The organism is Desulfosarcina ovata subsp. ovata, from assembly GCF_009689005.1.
In the GTDB taxonomy this organism is placed as follows: Bacteria; Desulfobacterota; Desulfobacteria; order Desulfobacterales; family Desulfosarcinaceae; genus Desulfosarcina; species Desulfosarcina ovata.
The window spans coordinates 4,660,450-4,678,547 of the sequence record NZ_AP021879.1 but is presented as its reverse complement, the minus strand read 5'-3'; the positions used below and the strand labels follow the sequence as shown (position 1 = coordinate 4,678,547).

Below are 18,098 nucleotides of genomic sequence, written 5' to 3'. Positions count from 1 at the left end.
CTATTCGCTGTAAAGCACCGCCAGGATGGTGGCCTGTCCGCTGGTGGCGGCGATCAGGTGCGGGGTGGTGGACAGATAGTAGGCACTGTCCCCGGGGGCGAGGTCGAAATGTTCTTCTCCGATATCCAGGGAGACCGACCCTTCCAGCACGTAAATGAACTCTTCACCATCATGGATGGAACGATCACTGTCCGGCGCCTCCTCCAGCTGCACGATCAGCGACTCCATGTGGCGGCCTTTTACTTCCGACGCCAGGCTCTTGTACGTATAGGCCTGGCGCTGACCTTTCTGGGACGTGGACCGGGAAACGATCTTCTGCTCCCCTTTGCGGGTGACGGCGTACAGCCGCTCCCCCACCCCCGAAACCAATCTGCCAAAGGCGCTGTCCAGGGCTTTGGAGAGTTTGATGGCCGTTCCCAGCTGGGGCTGGACGTCGCAGTTTTCGATACTGGCCAGAAGCGCCACGTCAAACCCGGTCATGTGGGACAGCTCTTCCAGGGTGATGCCCTTGGCCTCACGAATGGCCTTGATCCGTTGTCCGATGTCCGCCTGGCCCTCTTCGCTGCAGGTGTGTTCCTTGATGGTGCCGGTCAGGTCTTCAAAATAGTCCACGTTGATGTGGGGTTTTTTGTCACCGATATGCATGGCAAATGCTCCTGCTCCGGGAAAGGATCCCGGTGTTTCGTTGGCATCTCGAGACCGCTTGCCCTTTCGCGTGCCCATCATGCCCGGGTTTGGCCGACGGGTCAAGCGAATCAGGGACGCAGGTGCTCGGGCAATACCGCGTGGGCGGCCCAGTCGGCGGGCAGTTTCTGGCCCGGCACCTCGCCCAGTTTGGCCTTGAGCGATTTCAGTTCCGGTCGGGCAAACCGGGGATGCCCCGTCTTCAGGGTCCGGCCGTTGATCACGGCCTCACTCCTCAACCGCTGCCCCACGGTGCGCTCCATCTGCCGCCCCAGCCAGAGAACACGATCCACGTCGTAACCGTGCTCGATGCCCATCTCATCGATCTGCACCAGCATGTCCTCGAGGCAGGTCAATCCCACATAGCGGGGATCTTCATAGTAGTATTCGCCGGTGCCCGGCACAGGGCAGTCGTCCAGAAAATTGGCCGGCTGACCGCCCAGGCCGCCCAAGGTGCCTTCGAAATGGCAGATGCCCGCCTGGAGGGCCGCCAGCACCGAGGCCGAGGCCACCCGCTTGGTTTCATGGAAGTGCGCGATATGCACCGAGGTGTCAGGAATTTCGTCCAGAATCATGGAAAAATAGCGGTACACTTCCGGTGCCGAGGCGCTGCCGTCGTGGTCGGCGTGTTCGATATCGGTGGCACCGATTTCCAGCCAGCGCTTGGCAAATTCCACGGCGTCCGCAAGGTCGGTCGCCCCGGCAATGGGACTGCCCCAAATGGTGCTCACCGTGCCGCACATCTTCAGACCGGCGTCGCGGCATTTGCGGATGGCACTTTCACACTCCTTCCAGTAGGCCGGCAGGCTGAGCCCGGAATTGGCGAAATGGTGCTCCTCTTCGGTGGAGACCATCATCAGGCAGCGGTCCGGACCGATGCCTTTGCCGGCCAGGGCGATGGCCCGGTCCACGGCCGGCTCCCGGATGGTCACCGCGGTGATGGTGATCCCGTCCGGATCGACCCCTCTCTTATGGCAGCGTTTGCGGAAACGATCGCTGCGCAGGTGGGCCAGGATCTCTTCGGCATCACTGAACTGGGGCATGAGATAGGTGCTTCCCAGATTGGTCACCTCGATGTTGCGACAGCCGGCAAAAATCATCTCCTCGGCGTAAAAGATCTTGGCCCGCGTCGAGATGAATTTCTCAAGGTGCTGAAAGCCGTCTCGGACGGTAATGTCGCCCAGGGTTACCTTCCCGGGCATCCGCGGAAAGATTTTCCAGTAATCGTATTCGGTCATGGTGCCTCCTGAAAGGATCGTCTTTTATTATCGCCCCTTGAAGACCGGCGTACGCTTTTCCCGGAAAGCAGCCAGGCCCTCCAGGCGATCTTCGCTGGGAATGCAGACCCAGTAAGCGTTGGACTCGATGGCCAGTCCGGTGGAAAGATCCGTCTCCATGCCGTAATCGATGGCATATTTGGCCTGTTCGATGGCCAGAGGCGCGTTCACACAGATCTCGGCAGCCAGCTTCCGGCAGGTATCCAACAGCGCCTCCGGGGCACACACCTGGTTGACCAGGCCGATGGAAAGGGCCTCGGCCGCACCGATGCGCCTGGCGGTATAGATCATCTCCTTGGCCTTGCCCTTACCCACCAGGCGCGGCAGGCGCTGGGTACCGCCGGCACCGGGAATCACCGCCAGCCGGGTTTCGGTAAGCCCCATGGAGGCCCGCTCAGAGGCGATGCGGATGTCCGAGGCCAGGGCCAGCTCGGTACCGCCGCCCAGGGCGATGCCGTTGATCGCCGTGATCACCGGTTTGTTGAGCTGCTCCACGGCCGTGAAAAGATTGCGGATGGTAAAGACATACTCCTTGACCTGCAGGGGCGTATAAGAGACACGCTCTTTCAGGTCCGCACCGGTGCAGAAGGCCCGATCCCCGGCCCCGGTAATGATGACCACGCGGACGCTAGAATCGAAGCGGATGGCGGCGATTTTGGCTTCCATGGCGTGCAGCAGCGCCCAGTTGAAGGAGTTCATCAATTTGGGCCGGTTCAACGTGATCAGCACCACGCCATCGTTTTGCTCGCTGAGCAGAATGGTGTCGTTCATACACGCCTCCCTGAGAGCCTGTTTGAGAAGTCTGGATCAGGCTCGATAACAAGGCGGAACGTGGCTCGAAAGCGGAGCATATAGGTAATATGTGAGCATTTTGAGACACTTTCCAACGCCGTTAGCGGGCCTTAGACGGATTTATCAAACAAGCTCTGAAAAATATCCGGCCGCTGAGGTCAACAGCCGATGTGCCGTGAGATGACGATGCGTTGCACTTCGGAGGTGCCTTCACCGATATCGAGCAGTTTCTGATCCCGGTAAAAGCGCTCCACGTTGTATTCTTTCATCAGGCCGTACCCCCCATGAATCTGCACGGCGTGGTTGGCCACCCGCCCCATGAGCTCGGAGCAGTATAGCTTGGCCATGGCGGCCTCTTTCTCGAAAGGACGCTTCCGGTCACGCAGCCAACAGGCCTTGTAGAGCAGGTTGCGGGCGCATTCGATCTCCATGGCGCTGTCGGCCAGTTTAAAGGCCACGGCCTGAAATTTGGAGATGGGCTGGCCGAACTGCTCGCGCTTGCGGGCGTAGTTCAGGGCAGCATCGTAAGCCCCCTGAGCGCCCCCCAGCCCCATGGCCGCGATGGAAAGACGGCCGCCGTCCAGGGTTTTGAGCATCTGGTGGAACCCGTCCCCCTGGCGTCCCAGGATGTTTTTTGCCGGCACGCGCACGTCATCGAAGTAGAGTTCCGCCGTGTTGGACGCCCGCCACATCATCTTTTTCTTCATGGGCACCGCCTTGAACCCCCGGGTGCCGTTTTCGACAATAAAACAGGTGTACTCCGGCTTGCCGTTGGGCCGGGTACCGGTCACGGCCTGCACGGTGACCCCCAGGGTCATCTCGCTGGCCGCATTGGTGATGAAGATCTTGGAGCCGTTGATCACCCAATCGCTTCCGTCACGAACCGCCGTGGTCTTCGATCCGCCGGCATCCGACCCGGCGGTGGGTTCGGTGAGCCCGAACCCCCACAAGCCTTCGCCGGCGCAAAGTCGGGGCAGATAGCGTTGTTTCTGGGCATCGCTGCCAAAGTAATAGAGCGGGCCGATCCCCAGTGAGTTCCCGGCGGCAATGGTCGCCGCCTGGGAGCCATCCACCCGGGCCACTTCCTCCACGGCGATGATATAAGAAACGTAGTCCAGCCCCTGGCCCTCGTAGGACTCGGAAACGAACATGCCGAAGAGGCCGATCTCACCCATTTTACGGGTCAAGGCGACGGAAAAGGACTCGCTTTCGTCCAGTTCGGCCGCGAGCGGGGCGATCTCACTTAGGGCGAACTTGCGGACCTCCTTGCGGATCATCTGCTGTTCTCGGGTCAGATCGAAATCCACGATGTCCTCCTTTCCGCTGGAGCCATCCGGGCACCGGCGCATCCCTGGGCGCGGTCCGCGTTGGTTTACGGTTTGAACTTCAACAGTTGCCGCCCTGGTCAAGCCGTCCCTGCTTCAAGCCGCTGAGAATGAAGCGTTCATAAATATCGGCGATCGCATCCACTGACAAACGCCCGCCGTCCTTGTACCACGAGGCGCCGGCCGTACAGAGGGTCAGAATGGCGTAAGAGAGGATCTTTGCATCCCCTTCGGGGAAGGCGCCGGCCTTAGTGCCCTCACGAATGAGATCCTGAAAGATCAGCTCGTATGCGTCCCTTTTTTTTACAATTTCGCGGTAATGCTCGGCCGTGAGTCCGCGAAGTTCGCTGTTGGCGATGAAATTCTCTTTCTGGCGTTGCAGATGAAAACGCACATGTCCGCGCACCGCTGCACGCATGCGTGTCTCGATGCCTTCTATACCGGCCAGGCATTGCTGGAGATAGTCGGTCAGATCATCCATGGTGCACTTGAGGATGTGAAACAGCAGAGCTTCCTTGCTGGGGTAGTGATAGTAGATGCTGGCCTTCTGGATGCCGCTGCCCCTGGCGATATCGCTGATGCTGGTGGCGAAGTAACCTTTGCGAAAAAAAAGGTCGATGGAGACGGATTTGATTGTCGTTTTCATGTCGGACATCGGCGCGGGCACCTCTGAATTTATTTTTTACCGACCGGTCGATAGGCAAATTAAAAATAATTCATTTTTTAATTTTCTGTCAATAAAAAACACACCTTTGTACGAACCATGCCGCGACGATCGATCACGCAGTCCAAAAACATTATCTTGAAGGCGATAGGGACCAAGCGCCCTGAATTCAATACAACCAGAATCTTTTTATCACCGTCGTGGCGGGATTATTTTACTGGAATTGATGGAACAATAGACTTGTTGAATGGGTTTGGCGGGATAAGTTCTACAGATATCCGGTCTTGTTTTATAGACGCTGCAAAAATAATGACCGTTTTCCTCGGATAAGAAAAAGCAATCCCCATTTTCCTTGAATTGTAGAAAATAGATTCCAGCGGCGGCATCCTGAGGATGGGTAAATACCTCCAAGGGCAGTGCCGTCTCCTGTTCAATCGCCCGGATATCGTTCTCCGACAACTGAATATAAGGGAAGCGTTTACAACATGCCGCACATTTTTTGCAGATGGTGCTGGTTATCATAGGCGCCCTCGTTCATCAATGGAATCGAAAAGCAGTATGCCCATCCGACAGGATCAGGCGGAAACCAGCTCGATATCTTAAAAAAGAAGTTCACTGCCAGTTACAGGCAACATCGCAAACATTTTACTTGAAGGGGGCCGGGAGACAACCGATCAGCTTCAAATACAGCTTTCGGCCATCAGCGCTGAATCAGGAAGGGCATCAAAAGGCACGGCAGGATCAGGTTCCGGTAACCCGTTCCATCGCCTCTTGTCTGGTTTTGCAGGCAATGCAGTAGCTGGTGACCGGCCTGGCCTTGAGGCGGGCGATACTGATGGGCTCTTCGCAGGTTTCGCAAATCCCGTAAGTTCCCTCCTCGATCGCCTGAAGACACTTTCTGATTTTTGCAATCAAGCGGCTCTCGCGCTCGCGCATACGCAACTGATTGTTGCGCGCCAGGTCCTCCGAGGCCCGATCCAGGGGATCGGCCTCGGAAGTATATGCCGTTCCCAACAGTTCCCCAACGGCGACACCCGCCTTGTCAAGCAGCGTATCCAGTTCCGCTTGCAGAAGATTCCGAAAATAGTCAAGGTCTTTTTCGTCCATTGGACCATCCTGGCAAAAGGTTACATCGTTCAGGTAGAGGCAATGTACCTGGGGCATCTGGGTGTTGGCTGAGAATTTAAGATCGAATAACAGAGAATCAATAGATGACGGCCGCGTTATAAGCTCAGATTTTGATGAGTTTGTCAAACAGCCTTTTGAGCTGCGCTGGCAAACCGATCCATCTTCAAACTCAGGAGGCATAGATGGAACACTGGCGGACATGCATGGCCGCCTCCTGCAAGGCCTCGGAAAAGGTGGGATGGCCATGGATGGTGCGTGAAATATCCTCGCTGCTGGCACCGAATTCCAAGGCCAGCACACACTCGGCAATCATGTCCGCCGCCCGCGGGCCGATGATGTGAACCCCCAGGATGCGGTCGGTCTTGCCGTGGGAAATCAGTTTGACAAATCCATCGGTCTCGCCCATGCAGCGGGCCCGCCCCGCCCCGGAGAAGGGGAAACTGCCCACGCAGTAAGGGATCTCCCGTTCGCGGACCTGCTCCTCGGTCAGCCCGACACTGGCCACCTCGGGCCAGGTGTAGACCACCGCCGGGATGGTATCGTAGTTCACCTCACCGGCACGCCCGGCCATGCACTCCACGGCAGCAGTCCCCTCGGCAGACGCCTTGTGGGCCAGCATGGGACCGGGCACCAAATCGCCGATGGCGTAAATGCCCTTGACGCTGGTGCGATATTCCTGATCCACCACAATCTGACCGGTGCGTTCGTCAGTCTCGACCGCCAAGGCCTCAAGCCCAAGCCCCCGGGTCAAGGGGCGACGGCCCACCGAAACCAGCAACCGGTCGAAAGTCATCGTCTCTGTCTTGTCGCCGGTGGCCAGCACGGCCTTGACCGCCTTGCCCGACACCGTGGCCTCGACCACCCGGGTATCCAGCTTGAACTGCATGCCCTGGCGCTTGAGAATCCGGTCCAGGGTACGCCCCACCTGGCCGTCCAGATTGGCGGCAATCTTGGGCAGCATCTCGATAACGGTGACCATGGATCCCAAACGGTTCCAGACCGAGCCCAGCTCCAGGCCAATATACCCCCCGCCGACAATGCCCAACCGGCCGGGCACGCTATCGAAGGAGAGCGCCTCGGTGGAACTGACAATATACTCACCATCAAACGTGAGTCCCTTGACTTCGAGCGGCTCCGAACCGGTAGCCAGCAAAATGTTACCGGCGGACAGGGTAAGTTTTTTCTTTTTGCCCGTGTCCACGTCCACCGTCCCTGGTGCCGTCAGCGTCGCCAAACCATGGATCACCTCGATATGGTTGCCCTCCATCAGTTTGCGCACGTTTTCGGTGAGATCTTCCACCACCTTGTCCTTGCGGGCCAGCATGGTGGCCAGATCCAGACCGACCTTGCCGGTCTTGATGCCGTATTCGGCAAACCGTTCCTTTGCCAGGTGGTAGTACTCGGAAGCGTCCAAGAGGGCCTTGCTGGGAATACAGCCCACATTGAGGCAAACTCCGCCGAGCCGTGAGGATTTTTCGACCACGGCGGTCTTCATGCCAAGCTGGGCCGCACGCACGGCGGCCACGTACCCGCCGGGACCGGAACCGATGATCACCAGGTCGAACCGTGTCTCTTGTGCCATCTTTACACCTCCAATGCCATGCGTTCCGGATTCTCAACAAACTCCTTGACCCGCTTCAGGAAGGTCACCGCGCCCTTGCCGTCCACGACACGGTGGTCGTAGCTGAGCGCCACGTACATCATGGGCCGGATGACGATCGCGTCGTCGATCACCACCGGCCGTTTCTCGATTTTGTGCATGCCCAGGATACCGCTCTGGGGCATGTTGAGGATGGGCGTGGAGAGCAGGCTGCCGTAAACACCGCCATTGCTCACCGTAAAGGTGCCCCCCTCCAGGTCGGCCAGTTCCAGCCGGTTATCCTTGATTTTGGTAACGTAATCCACAATCGCCTGCTCCACCTGGGCGTAACTCATGCGTTCGGCATGGCGGATCACCGGCACCACCAGTCCGCGCTCGGTACCCACGGCCACGCCGATATGCTGGTAGTTGTGATAGATAATGTCGCCGCCATCGATGAAGGCGTTGATCTCGGGGACCTCCTTGAGCGCCTGCACACACGCCTTGACGAAGAAGGACATGAAACCCAGGGCGACGCTGTGGCGTTTCTGGAAGGCATCCTTGTACAGCGAACGGATCTGCATGGCCCGTGACATGTCGATCTCGTTGAAGGTGGTCAGCATGGCCGTGTTCTGCTTGGATTCCAGCAGGCGCTCGGCGATGCGCTTGCGGATGGGCGACATGGGCTTGCGCGTTTCGAAAGCGGCCGGATCGTCAGCGGCCTGGACAGCCGGTGCCGACGGGACGTCGGGGATACCCGCAGGGGCTTTTTCCAGATGCAGCAGGATGTCACCCTTGCTGATGCGCCCGCCGGGACCGGTGCCCTGTATCTTGGAAATATCGAGGTTCTTCTCGGCAATCAGGCGGCGGACCGAGGGGGCCAGGGCCATGCCCTGCGGAATGACGGGTGAGCCCGCCGCTGCCGGTACCGCCGGTGTCGGCGCGACGGATTGAGGAGCCGCCGATTCCTTTTCCGGCGGGGTCACCGGTTCTTTCGCCGCCGTCGGTTGCGGAGCGGCTGCGGCAGCCCCCCCAGGCTCGATCGATCCGACCACTGCGCCAATGGCGACCGTTTCACCGGCCGGAACGGTAATGGTAAGGACCCCGTCGGCTTCGGCCACCACTTCCAGGGTGACCTTATCCGTCTCGATGACGAACAGGGGGTCGTCCTTGCGGACCGTGTCGCCATCCTGCTTGAACCATTCGGCCAGGACGGCTTCCTGAACCGATTCGCCAACACTGGGTATCTTGATTTCGATGGACATGGACGCTCCTTGGAAAAATTTAATGTTTGGATGGATTACCCGGCGACCTCACCCGACTGGCCGTGGAGGCCGATGGCCTGATCCATAATGCCATCCTGTTCCATTTTGTAAATCTTGGGGAACCCGGTGGCCGGGCTGGCCGACGCGTTGCGGCCCACATAGGCAAGTGTCTTTTTCAGCATCTCGCCCAGCCGGGGCCGGATATACTGCCAGGCGCCCATGTTTTCCGGTTCCTCCTGGGCCCAGATCCACACCGAGGCTTTTTTGTACCGGCCGATTACCGCCTTGAGCGCTTTTTCCGGAAAGGGATGCAACAGCTCCACCCGTACGATGGCCGTATCGTTGGCTTTGATCTGCTGGCGCCGGGCGATCAGTTGATAGTAAAGCTTGCCGCTGCAAAAGACTACCTTTTTGATCGAGGCGCCGGCCCCGGCATCATCGATCACCGGCGCAAAGGCTTCGTCGGTCAGCGACTTGAGAGAAGAGATCGCCATGGGGTGGCGAAGCAGGCTTTTGGGCGTCATGATCACCAGGGGTTTACGAAACGGGGCGTTGATCTGGCGGCGCAGCAGGTGGAAGTACTGGGCCGGTGTGGTCAGATTGGCCACCTGCATGTTGTCGCCTGCGCACAGCTGGAGGAAGCGCTCCATCCGGGCGCTGGAATGTTCGGGCCCCAATCCTTCCCAGCCGTGGGGCAAAAGCAGGGTCAGCCCGCAGAGCTGCTGCCACTTGGCCTGTCCGCTGGCGATGAACAAATCGATAACGCACTGGGCGTTGTTGGCAAAATCGCCGAACTGGGCTTCCCACAGGGTCAGCACATCGGGCCGGGTCACTGCATAACCGTATTCGAACCCCAGTACGCCGGCTTCGGCCAGAAGGCTGTTGTAAACGGCAAACGGCGCCTGATCCGGCATCAGTCGATTCAACGGAATATGCGGCTCACCGGTCTGGTAATCCCAGAGCACACTATGACGCTGGCTGAAGGTGCCCCGGCCCACATCCTGACCACTGAGCCGCACGGGGTGGCCCTCGGCCAGCAGGGAGGCAAACGCCAGGGCCTCGGCACCGGCCCAGTCGATCCCCTCACGGGCCGTGACCGCCTCCAGGCGCTGATCCAGCACGCGTTTCAGCCGTGGATGAACGGTAAAGCCGTCCGGCATATCGGCCAGGCGCTGGGCCAGGTCGGTCAACGTCTTTTTGGCAACCGCCGTTTTCACCGAATTAAAACTGAAGGTCCCGCCGACCCCGTCCCATTCCGGGAAAAAGCGCGGTTCCGGAAAAAGGCAGGTGGACCCATGGATCTCCTCGTAGGCGGCGTCAAGCCCCTCATTGATGGCCGCTTCAAATTTCTCGACGGTTTCCCTGGAGACGATCTTCTCGGCCATCAGTTGTTCAGCGTACACCCGATTGAGCGGTGGCCGTTCCCGGATGCGCTGGTACATGGTCGGCTGGGTGAAATAGGGTTCGTCGCCCTCGTTGTGACCGTACCGGCGGTAGCAGACCAGATCGATGACCACATCCTTGCCGAAGCGGTAGCGATAATCGGCGGCCAGGCGGGCCACGTGCACCACGGCTTCGGGATCCTCGCCGTGGACATGGAAAATGGGCACCATCAAGCCCTTGGCCACATCGGTGGAATAGCGGGTGGACCGGGCGTCTTCGGGAAGGGTGGTGTAGCCGATCTGGTTGTTGACGATCACATGGATGGTGCCCCCCGTACGGTAGCCCTTGAGCTGCGACATATTCAGGGTTTCCGCCACCACCCCCTGACCGGCAAAGGCCGCGTCACCGTGCAGCAGCACCGGCATCACCATCTGCTCCGGCCGCTCGGGAAGCCTGTCCTGCCGGGCCCGGACCATGCCCTCGACCACCGGATCGACCGCTTCCAGATGGCTGGGATTGCTCACCATGTAAAGGGTCAACGGATCCCCGCCGCCCATGTCCCGCTGGGAGAGGTAGCCGTTATGGTATTTGACATCTCCCGATCCCACCAGGTCCTGGGGATCGTAGCAGCTTTCGAATTCCGAGAAGATCTCCTCGGCCGGTTTGGCCAGGATGTTGCGCAGCACATTGAGGCGCCCCCGGTGGGCCATGCCGAGAATCAGTTCCCGGCAGCCGGCGTCGTGGGCCCGCCGGCAGAGGGTGTCCAGCAGGGGGATGAGGGATTCGCCGCCCTCCAGCGAGAACCGGGTCACACCCACATATTTTTTATTGAGAAAGGCCTCGAACAGCGCGGCCGCCGAAATCTGCCGCAGCAGATCGATGCGCGAATCCGGGGAAAGCTCGGTCCGGTTGCCGCCAGGCTCCATGCGTGCCTGCAGCCAGGCCCGCTCATCGGGGTCCTGAAGGTGCATATATTCGACCCCGACGCTGTGGCAGTAGGTCTGCTTCAGACGGCCGACGATCGCCTTGAGCGGTGCCGCGCCTGACGCCATCAGGTCCGGTGCGGCAAAAGTCCGCTCCATATCGGCGGCGTCCAGCCCGAAGGCTTCGAGATCCAGCAGGGGGTGGGATGTGGGACAGGCCGAAAGCGGATCCATGCAGGCCAACAGATGACCGATATCCCGGTAGCGATGAATCAGGGCTCCGACGTGGGCCTGGCGAAGGGCCTGTTCAGGGTCCCCATCGCCCGCCGATACGGGTGTTGCAGCGGCGATTTCGAATCCCCGGAAGAAAAACTGCCAGTCCTCTGGCACGGAAGCGGGATCGGACTTCCATTTGCGGTATTGGGCGTCGATAAAATCGGCGCTCAGGGTTTCGGACAGATTCATCTTCCGCACTCTCCTGTAAGCGCTATAGCATTCAAGATAATGTTTTTCGGCGGCGTTATCGGTCGTCGCGGTATAATTGATACAGCTTCCTCCCTCTGGCCTTGCCAAAAACATTATCTTAAACACTGATATGATGGGTTATTATTTTATTTCTCTATTAAAAGATCATCCGGCTGAAGCGCCGGTCACCGGCACGCCGGCCTGCCGGCAGAACCAGTCGGTAACCACACGACCGACCTGTTGCTGGTGCTCGGAACGGGAAAGCATGTGATCGCCACCCTCGACAATCAACAGCTCCACCCGTGCCGGATTGGCCTCCCGGGCCAGGTGGGCTTCAGACACGGGAATGATCGTATCGCGGTCACCGTGCACCACCAGCATGGGGATGTCCAGGGCGCGGGTGGCCGCCAGCATGTCGTAATGGTCGGCGTCGTCAAAAAAATCCCGTTTCAATTGAATCTGCTGTTCCATGCGATCTCCATGGAAAAATGCGGATCTTGCTCCCTATTATCAAGATCCATGCCACCACCGTCAAGGAGAAAGGCCCCGTAAAAGGGCCTTCTTCCCGTGGCTGAAGATAAAAACCATCACGTCGGGAACAACGGGCCGGCTGTTTTATGAGACAACGTGTCTCACGTTTCACGAATCATGGCGCACCCGTTTATGGATGCCGGTCTCTGAAGCTTTTGATGATAACGGGAATGAAAAATGAGAAAACAAACAGGCCGATGGAAAAAAACACCTTGGGGGAAATCAGTGCGGCCCAGTTCCCCGAAACCCAGACCGTTTTGAGGGTACCGATAAAAAAAGTGAAAATAAACGTCCCCACAACAATCCCCAGGCCAGTACCGGCAAAATAGTCTGCAAAACGCACCCGGGTCAAGCCCATGCCGAAATTCATGGGCGTAAAGGGAAAGTAGATCAGCCGCAAGTAGAGCACCGTGGCAAAACCGTTGCGCGCAATGGCGGCATCGTAACGGCTGAGCCGGTCTCCGATCAGTGAAGCGGCAAAATCCCGTCCCAGCGTCCGTCCGATGAAAAAACCGCCGACCGACCCGATCATGGCACCGATCCAGACCCACACGAAACCCCAGAAAGGGCCAAAAATAGCAGCGCCGATGCCGGTCAACAGGGTCCCGGGAATGAACAGGCAGATGCCCACGGCGTAAATGACCACGTAAACCACCGGCGCCCACCCGCCGGCCGTCGCCATCACCCCTGACAGCCCATCGGGTGTCAGGTAGGCACGAAGCGGGGAGTAGCGAATCAGGACAACCGCACCGGCAATAAACACGATCAGCAGCAAGGCTTTGATCCTGGCCCTGGTCTTGCTGGATTCGGAGGGTACCGATTGCATCATCAAACTCCCGTTCAGGATTCCGCCGGACCGTCACCCACCGAGGGTGTGCAGGCCCGCCCCTTAAGGTTAAAAAACAACTTGAGCCCCTTTTGCACCGTCTCGGAAAAGATCTTTGGCGAGAAGAGATTTCCGGCAACCCGCTTATTGATCTCCGCCAGCGTGGGGTATGGGTGAACGGCCGAGGCCAGGGAGGACAGCTTGGTACCACCGTTCAAAGTAGCCACCCACTCGGCAATCAGGTCACCGGCCCGCGGGCCGAGGATCTGCACGCCCAGGGGTTTTTCCTTTTTGTCCAGGATCAGTTTGATCCGCCCGTCGGTCTCCCCTTCGGCCAGGGCCCGGTCGTTGGCCCCGAACGATTCGATCAGCACCGTGCAGTCGATTCCCGACGCCCTGGCTCTGCGTTCGTTCATGCCAATGCTGGCCAGTTCGGGATCGGTGTAGGTACACCACGGCAGCCAGGTGTAATCGACTTTGCGCGGCAGATGAAATACGGCGTTGCTGACCACGATGCCGCCTTCGTAGCCGGCGGCGTGGGTAAACTGAAAGCCCCCATTAACATCTCCGGCAGCAAAAATGTGTTTCTGGCGGGTCCGCAAACGCGGGTCCACAACGATGCCGGCCGGCTCCACGGCCACACCGGCCGCTTCCAGCCGCAAATCCTCGACGTTGGGTCTGCGGCCCAGGGCTACCAGGAGCGCATCGGCCCGAATGTCGATTTTCCTACCCGAATCCAGCTGCAAACGCACGCATTTTCTCGGCCCGTCCGGGGATACCCGCTGCACGCTGGCCCCCAGGTAAAAGGAGACCCCTTCTGCGGCCAGACGGGCCTGGACCGCGTCAGCCATATCGCGATCCTCCCTGGACAGGATCTGACCGGACCGCCCCACGACCGTCACTTTCGTTCCCAGTCGGTTGAAGGCCTGGGCCATTTCAATGCCGATGGGGCCGGCACCCAGAATAATCATGCTGCCCGGCCGGGTTTCAAGGGAAAAAATTTGGCGGTTGGTTAAAAAATCAACCGCCCCAAGCCCGGGGATGGGCGGAACGGCCGGCGAGGAACCGGTGGCCACCACCCATGTTTTGGCACTGACACGGCTGCCGTTCAGGTCCACCGTGTGCGCATCCCTGAAAAAAACGCTGCCGAAAACCACCTTGGCCCCCAGCCGGCAGAAGCGTTCCTCCGAATCGTGCCGCTGGATTACGGCAATCACGTCCTGAATCCGTCTGGCGATCCGGGAAAAGTCAACCGGCGGCACATCCACCACCGACAGACCGAAGCGATCGGCGTGTTTGATCTGATGCCAAACGCGGGCCGAGTGGATCAGGGTTTTGCTGGGCACACAGCCGTAATGCAGGCAATCGCCACCGAGAGCAGGCTCTTTTTCCACCAAAAGGGTTTTGGCTCCCAGCTGGGCCGCCCCCGACGCCACCGTCAGACCGGCGGCACCGCCGCCGATGATCCCGATATCGTAATCGTAGACGGCCATGCGATTCTCCTCGTTTCAATGCCCGTCCAAAACCCGCGACGGTGTACAAACGGCTCTAAAATCTTACTCCTCACCGGGCCAGACAGCACCCCGCTTCTCTTCGGCCAGGTAGCAGAAGCGGTTCCAGTCGAACTCCTTGTGGCTGAACGGGCAGCGCAGCCTGACTTTGCGCTCGGTCACCCCCACCACCTCCCAGTCACCCTTGCGGGGACCGGATGCAATGTTGATTTTCTGCCCCACCACAAAGGGGTAGGGTTCGAATACGGCGACATCATGGGTTTGCATGGATCACGCTCCTTCATCGGCGGCATCACACAGCATCTGCCGCAACCGCTCACTCAGAAAAACGATGGATTCAATATCCAGATGCTCGATGACGGTTTCGTCAAAAAGCAATTTGGCCGTGGCCCCGAAACCATCCTCGGGATCTTCATCCCAGAAAAGCAGCATCACCGGTACCCGGGGGAAGGGATGAAAATGAACGGCGACATCGGCGCTGTTGGCCTTGCCGGTGGCGTCTTCGCCGCCCATACCGGCAGCGGCCGAACGCAACTCGTCAATCCGGCCACAAAAACGCGCCACCAGGGGGGCCTCCACATGCGCGGCCATGGTCTTGACCTTGGACACGGTGTTGGGGAATTCCTCAAACCCCTTCCACTTGCCGGTGGGCATCCGCCGCCCCCCCTGGGCCATATGGTTGTAGATGAACACCTTCTCCCAGCGGGTCAGGGCCGCCCCGTCCGCCCGCACGATATCGTCGCCACGGATGATCACGCTGGCCGTGTAGTAGGGTAGGTGCAGGGCCGGCTCTCCGTCTTCGTTCGTCAGATGCCCGCCGATACGTTCTGGCAGGTCGACCAGCCGCATGGAGGCGGAACGCTCCCTGGCCCACGTCAGGGCATCTTCGGCCAGATCCCGTTTGGTCCACTTCCCGGCCGCATATTGCCCGCCCAACTCCTGGTTGCAGCGTTCCACCACCTCCGGCGCCAGGTGCGGGCAGCCGTCCAGGGGGTGTTTCTCGGCAACCACCATCCCGGCAAAGGCCAGGCAGCTATTAAATCCGCAGTCGCCGCAATTGGTCCGTGGCAACACATCCCGGTATAGATCAACGACGGATAGCGCCATCGCTTACCATACCTCGGGATAGCCGATATCCACAAACGCGGATTCCATTTTCAGTTTGTGATCCCGCTCCATGGCGGCCAGATCCAGAAAGATCTTGCGTTTTTCCGCATCGTCACACAGGTTGGCCATTTCGGTGTACTGCTTCATGGCTTCTTCTTCCTTCTTCATGGCCAGAGCAAAGGCGTCGGCCGGTTTCATATCCATGGAGAGTTCCGGTGCATCCACGGTCTCTGCCACTTTGTAATCCCGTGTTTCCGAAAAATAGGTCTCCACGGTATCGCTGGTGTAGATTTTGGTGAGAATATCGCGATGTTTCTTCTCCTCTTCGGCCAGGGAGGCGAAGAGCTTTTTCAGGTACGGATCCTTAAGGGTGTTGGATGCATCCTCGTAAAACTTTCTGGCCTCGACTTCGTTGGCAATGGCCTGCTTGATGATGTCCTTGTACTCGCTCAAATTCATGGTTACGCCTCCTCCATAAGATGGTGAGAAATGGGCGCCGGTGGCCCGTACTTAAATCAACAGTAAGTCCGCGTCATAACTTCAAGCAAACTGTGTGCCATTCAAAAAAGTCATGGCTTCGCCCGTTTGTTTTATGTATAATCGATTCTTTTTTTCTGTTCCACCCCTATAATCCACAACTTTCAGCAAATGGAGGCCTCCATGAACTGGCGACAATTTCTGACCCCCGTAAAGTCCGTCGATGCCGATGCGGCCAAAGCCTATCTGGCCGATAAAAAAGTGGAAGATGTAACCATTCTGGATGTCCGTCAGCCAAAAGAGTATGAATCCGGCCATATTCCCGGGGCCGTCCTGGCGCCTCTGCCGGGGTTGACCGATCATCTGGACAAAATCGATAAAAACAAACCCGTAATGGTTTACTGCGCCGTTGGCGGCCGCAGCCGGGTGGCGGCACAGCTGCTTTCCGGGCAGGGATTTAAAAACATCCTGAATCTGTCCGGCGGATTCAAGGCCTGGACCAGCGACACGGCATTTCTCGGTGAAGAAAAGGGGTTGGCGCTTTTCGACGGCGTCACCTCCGTGGAGCAGGCCCTCACCGTGGCCTACTCCCTCGAGGCCGGCCTGAAGGATTTTTACGAAACCATGGCCGGCAAGGTAGACAACGATCCAGCAAAGCAACTGTTTCAAAAACTGTCTCAGATTGAAATCAAACACCAGGAGCGTATCTTGAAACAATACGCCGAAACCACCGGCAAAGCGGTCTCCCATGAAACGTTCGAAAACCAGGCCCTGCCCGGTGTCCTTGAAGGCGGCCTGACCACCGAAGAGTACGCCAATCTGCTCATGCCCAGCTATGACACGGTCAGCGAAATCATCGAACTGGCCATGTCCATCGAGGCCCAGGCGCTGGATCTCTACCTGCGGGCATCCGAAAAAGCGGTCAACGATGCCGGACGCAAGGCACTGGTCCAGATTGCCAATGAGGAGAAAACCCACCTGAGGCTGCTGGGCGAATTGATGGAAGAGACCCTGGAAGGGAAATAAAAGGAATTACAATGCAAAAAAAACTGGTTCTCATCGGCGGCGGCCACGCCCACATGGTTACCCTGGCCAACCTTGGGGCCATCACCGCCAAAGGCATTGACGTCACCGTTGTCGGCCCATCGGACGAGCACTATTATTCGGGAATGGGACCGGGAATGCTTTCGGGTACCTACCGTCCCGAACAGATTCGTTTCGCCACCCGCCATGTGGTCGAAAAACAGGGCGGAACCTTCGTCCGCGACAAGGCCGTACGCATCGAGCCCCAGAAAAAAATGGTCATGCTCGAAAGCGGCGGCAGCGTGCCCTACGACGTGCTTTCCTGCAATGCGGGCAGCCAGGTGCCAAAGCCACCCATTGACGGGGATCCCACGGATATTTTTACGGTCAAACCCATCGAACGGCTCATGGAAGCCAAACGACGCCTTGTGGATCATTTCGAACGGCACCAGACGCAAGTGGTGATTGTCGGCGGCGGACCCTCAGCGGCCGAAGTCGCCGGCAATGTCTGGCAACTGGCCAGAGATACCGGGAAAACGATGCCCCGGATCACCGTCTGCGCCGGCCGCACCTTCATGGGCCGCTTCAGCGACTCGATCCGACACCGGATCATGGGCAGCCTGCGCCGCCGGGGCGTTGTCATGCGCGAAGGCGGGTATGTGCGCGCCATCTCCTCAAACACCGTCACCCTGGACGGTGGTGAGACCCTGGCCGCGGACTTCATCTTCCTGGCCCTGGGCGTGCGGCCGTCACCGATTTTTGCGGATTCCGGCATCGCCACCGGGCCGGACGGCGGTTTGCGGGTCAACCCGTTTCTGCAAAGCACCCAGCACCCGGATATTTTCGGTGGTGGTGACTGCATCTACTTCCAAAAACAGCCGCTGGACAAGGTGGGCGTTTACGCCGTACGCGAAAATCCGGTGCTGTATCACAATCTCCTGGCCCGGCTGGAGGGCCGTGATCTGATGCCGTTCGATCCGGGCGGGGATTACTTGTTGATCTTCAATCTGGGCGGACGGACCGGTGTCCTGAAAAAACGCTGGCTGGAGTTTGGCGGCCGGCCGGCGTTTATCGTCAAGGACTACATCGATCGAAAGTTCATGCGTCAATTCCAGGCCATCGAATAAGGGCACCTGGC

At 58.8% G+C, this 18,098-nt stretch carries 18 protein-coding genes; 2 read left to right on the top strand and 16 right to left on the bottom strand.

Annotated elements, in window-relative coordinates; genetic code table 11:
• The 16 genes from GN112_RS20715 to GN112_RS20640 all read right to left on the bottom strand — a co-directional run bounded on the left by GN112_RS20715 (position 1) and on the right by GN112_RS20640 (position 15,919).
• Positions 1 to 645 (bottom strand): XRE family transcriptional regulator, encoded by a 645-nt coding sequence (locus tag GN112_RS20715; protein ID WP_155311967.1) that lies wholly within the window; start codon positions 643 to 645, stop codon positions 1 to 3.
• Positions 646 to 755: 110 nt separating this feature from the next.
• A complete protein-coding gene (locus GN112_RS20710) occupies positions 756 to 1,922 on the bottom strand; it encodes a hydroxymethylglutaryl-CoA lyase-like TIM-barrel protein (RefSeq protein WP_155311966.1) in 1,167 nt (388 codons plus the stop codon).
• A gap of 27 nt (positions 1,923 to 1,949) precedes the next feature.
• Positions 1,950 to 2,732 carry an enoyl-CoA hydratase-related protein gene (locus GN112_RS20705; protein ID WP_155311965.1) on the bottom strand — a complete coding sequence of 261 codons (783 nt, stop codon included), beginning with the start codon at positions 2,730 to 2,732 and terminating at the stop codon, positions 1,950 to 1,952.
• Positions 2,733 to 2,911: 179 nt separating this feature from the next.
• Positions 2,912 to 4,060, bottom strand: a complete 1,149-nt coding sequence (locus GN112_RS20700) for an acyl-CoA dehydrogenase family protein (protein ID WP_155311964.1) — start codon at positions 4,058 to 4,060, stop codon at positions 2,912 to 2,914.
• Between the two features lie 79 nt (positions 4,061 to 4,139).
• On the bottom strand, positions 4,140 to 4,733 hold the full coding sequence (locus GN112_RS20695; RefSeq protein ID WP_155311963.1) for a TetR/AcrR family transcriptional regulator: 594 nt from the start codon (positions 4,731 to 4,733) through the stop codon (positions 4,140 to 4,142).
• A gap of 201 nt (positions 4,734 to 4,934) precedes the next feature.
• Positions 4,935 to 5,264 carry a YkgJ family cysteine cluster protein gene (locus tag GN112_RS35330; RefSeq protein WP_155311962.1) on the bottom strand — a complete coding sequence of 110 codons (330 nt, stop codon included), beginning with the start codon at positions 5,262 to 5,264 and terminating at the stop codon, positions 4,935 to 4,937.
• A gap of 219 nt (positions 5,265 to 5,483) precedes the next feature.
• Entirely contained in the window at positions 5,484 to 5,849 is a 366-nt protein-coding gene (locus GN112_RS20685; protein ID WP_155311961.1) for a TraR/DksA family transcriptional regulator, read from the bottom strand.
• A 190-nt stretch (positions 5,850 to 6,039) separates the two neighbouring features.
• Complete coding sequence (gene lpdA, locus GN112_RS20680) at positions 6,040 to 7,452, bottom strand: dihydrolipoyl dehydrogenase (protein WP_155311960.1); 1,413 nt, start codon at positions 7,450 to 7,452, stop codon at positions 6,040 to 6,042.
• A 2-nt stretch (positions 7,453 to 7,454) separates the two neighbouring features.
• The gene (odhB, locus tag GN112_RS20675) at positions 7,455 to 8,714 is read right to left on the bottom strand and encodes a 2-oxoglutarate dehydrogenase complex dihydrolipoyllysine-residue succinyltransferase (RefSeq protein ID WP_155311959.1); all 1,260 of its coding nucleotides are present in this window, start codon (positions 8,712 to 8,714) and stop codon (positions 7,455 to 7,457) included.
• A gap of 35 nt (positions 8,715 to 8,749) precedes the next feature.
• On the bottom strand, positions 8,750 to 11,485 hold the full coding sequence (locus GN112_RS20670; RefSeq protein ID WP_155311958.1) for a 2-oxoglutarate dehydrogenase E1 component: 2,736 nt from the start codon (positions 11,483 to 11,485) through the stop codon (positions 8,750 to 8,752).
• Between the two features lie 165 nt (positions 11,486 to 11,650).
• Positions 11,651 to 11,956: a prolyl oligopeptidase family serine peptidase gene (locus tag GN112_RS20665; protein ID WP_155311957.1), complete on the bottom strand. Its 306-nt coding sequence runs from the start codon at positions 11,954 to 11,956 to the stop codon at positions 11,651 to 11,653.
• A gap of 190 nt (positions 11,957 to 12,146) precedes the next feature.
• Positions 12,147 to 12,845, bottom strand: coding sequence for a TVP38/TMEM64 family protein (locus tag GN112_RS20660; protein WP_155311956.1), 699 nt, complete (start codon positions 12,843 to 12,845; stop codon positions 12,147 to 12,149).
• Positions 12,846 to 12,856: 11 nt separating this feature from the next.
• Entirely contained in the window at positions 12,857 to 14,335 is a 1,479-nt protein-coding gene (locus tag GN112_RS20655; protein WP_155311955.1) for a dihydrolipoyl dehydrogenase family protein, read from the bottom strand.
• Between the two features lie 63 nt (positions 14,336 to 14,398).
• Complete coding sequence (locus tag GN112_RS20650; RefSeq protein WP_155311954.1) at positions 14,399 to 14,620, bottom strand: hypothetical protein; 222 nt, start codon at positions 14,618 to 14,620, stop codon at positions 14,399 to 14,401.
• Between the two features lie 3 nt (positions 14,621 to 14,623).
• Entirely contained in the window at positions 14,624 to 15,460 is an 837-nt protein-coding gene (locus tag GN112_RS20645; RefSeq protein WP_155311953.1) for a DUF3786 domain-containing protein, read from the bottom strand.
• Positions 15,461 to 15,463: 3 nt separating this feature from the next.
• Complete coding sequence (locus GN112_RS20640; protein ID WP_155311952.1) at positions 15,464 to 15,919, bottom strand: ferritin-like domain-containing protein; 456 nt, start codon at positions 15,917 to 15,919, stop codon at positions 15,464 to 15,466.
• 201 nt (positions 15,920 to 16,120) lie between these two features.
• Between GN112_RS20640 and GN112_RS20635 the strand changes: the two genes are divergently transcribed.
• Entirely contained in the window at positions 16,121 to 16,963 is an 843-nt protein-coding gene (locus GN112_RS20635; RefSeq protein ID WP_155311951.1) for a rhodanese-like domain-containing protein, read from the top strand.
• 11 nt (positions 16,964 to 16,974) lie between these two features.
• The gene (locus GN112_RS20630; RefSeq protein ID WP_155311950.1) at positions 16,975 to 18,087 is read left to right on the top strand and encodes an NAD(P)/FAD-dependent oxidoreductase; all 1,113 of its coding nucleotides are present in this window, start codon (positions 16,975 to 16,977) and stop codon (positions 18,085 to 18,087) included.
• The last annotated feature ends 11 nt before the right edge of the window (positions 18,088 to 18,098 follow it).

Coding starts and splice junctions, on each gene's coding strand:
- GN112_RS20715 (WP_155311967.1), bottom strand. CDS start 645: ATGCATATCGGTGACAAAAAACCCCACATCAACGTGGACTATTTTGAA.
- GN112_RS20710 (WP_155311966.1), bottom strand. CDS start 1,922: ATGACCGAATACGATTACTGGAAAATCTTTCCGCGGATGCCCGGGAAG.
- GN112_RS20705 (WP_155311965.1), bottom strand. CDS start 2,732: ATGAACGACACCATTCTGCTCAGCGAGCAAAACGATGGCGTGGTGCTG.
- GN112_RS20695 (WP_155311963.1), bottom strand. CDS start 4,733: ATGTCCGACATGAAAACGACAATCAAATCCGTCTCCATCGACCTTTTT.
- GN112_RS35330 (WP_155311962.1), bottom strand. CDS start 5,264: ATGATAACCAGCACCATCTGCAAAAAATGTGCGGCATGTTGTAAACGC.
- GN112_RS20685 (WP_155311961.1), bottom strand. CDS start 5,849: ATGGACGAAAAAGACCTTGACTATTTTCGGAATCTTCTGCAAGCGGAA.
- lpdA (WP_155311960.1), bottom strand. CDS start 7,452: ATGGCACAAGAGACACGGTTCGACCTGGTGATCATCGGTTCCGGTCCC.
- odhB (WP_155311959.1), bottom strand. CDS start 8,714: ATGTCCATCGAAATCAAGATACCCAGTGTTGGCGAATCGGTTCAGGAA.
- GN112_RS20670 (WP_155311958.1), bottom strand. CDS start 11,485: ATGAATCTGTCCGAAACCCTGAGCGCCGATTTTATCGACGCCCAATAC.
- GN112_RS20665 (WP_155311957.1), bottom strand. CDS start 11,956: ATGGAACAGCAGATTCAATTGAAACGGGATTTTTTTGACGACGCCGAC.
- GN112_RS20660 (WP_155311956.1), bottom strand. CDS start 12,845: ATGATGCAATCGGTACCCTCCGAATCCAGCAAGACCAGGGCCAGGATC.
- GN112_RS20655 (WP_155311955.1), bottom strand. CDS start 14,335: ATGGCCGTCTACGATTACGATATCGGGATCATCGGCGGCGGTGCCGCC.
- GN112_RS20650 (WP_155311954.1), bottom strand. CDS start 14,620: ATGCAAACCCATGATGTCGCCGTATTCGAACCCTACCCCTTTGTGGTG.
- GN112_RS20645 (WP_155311953.1), bottom strand. CDS start 15,460: ATGGCGCTATCCGTCGTTGATCTATACCGGGATGTGTTGCCACGGACC.
- GN112_RS20640 (WP_155311952.1), bottom strand. CDS start 15,919: ATGAATTTGAGCGAGTACAAGGACATCATCAAGCAGGCCATTGCCAAC.
- GN112_RS20635 (WP_155311951.1), top strand. CDS start 16,121: ATGAACTGGCGACAATTTCTGACCCCCGTAAAGTCCGTCGATGCCGAT.
- GN112_RS20630 (WP_155311950.1), top strand. CDS start 16,975: ATGCAAAAAAAACTGGTTCTCATCGGCGGCGGCCACGCCCACATGGTT.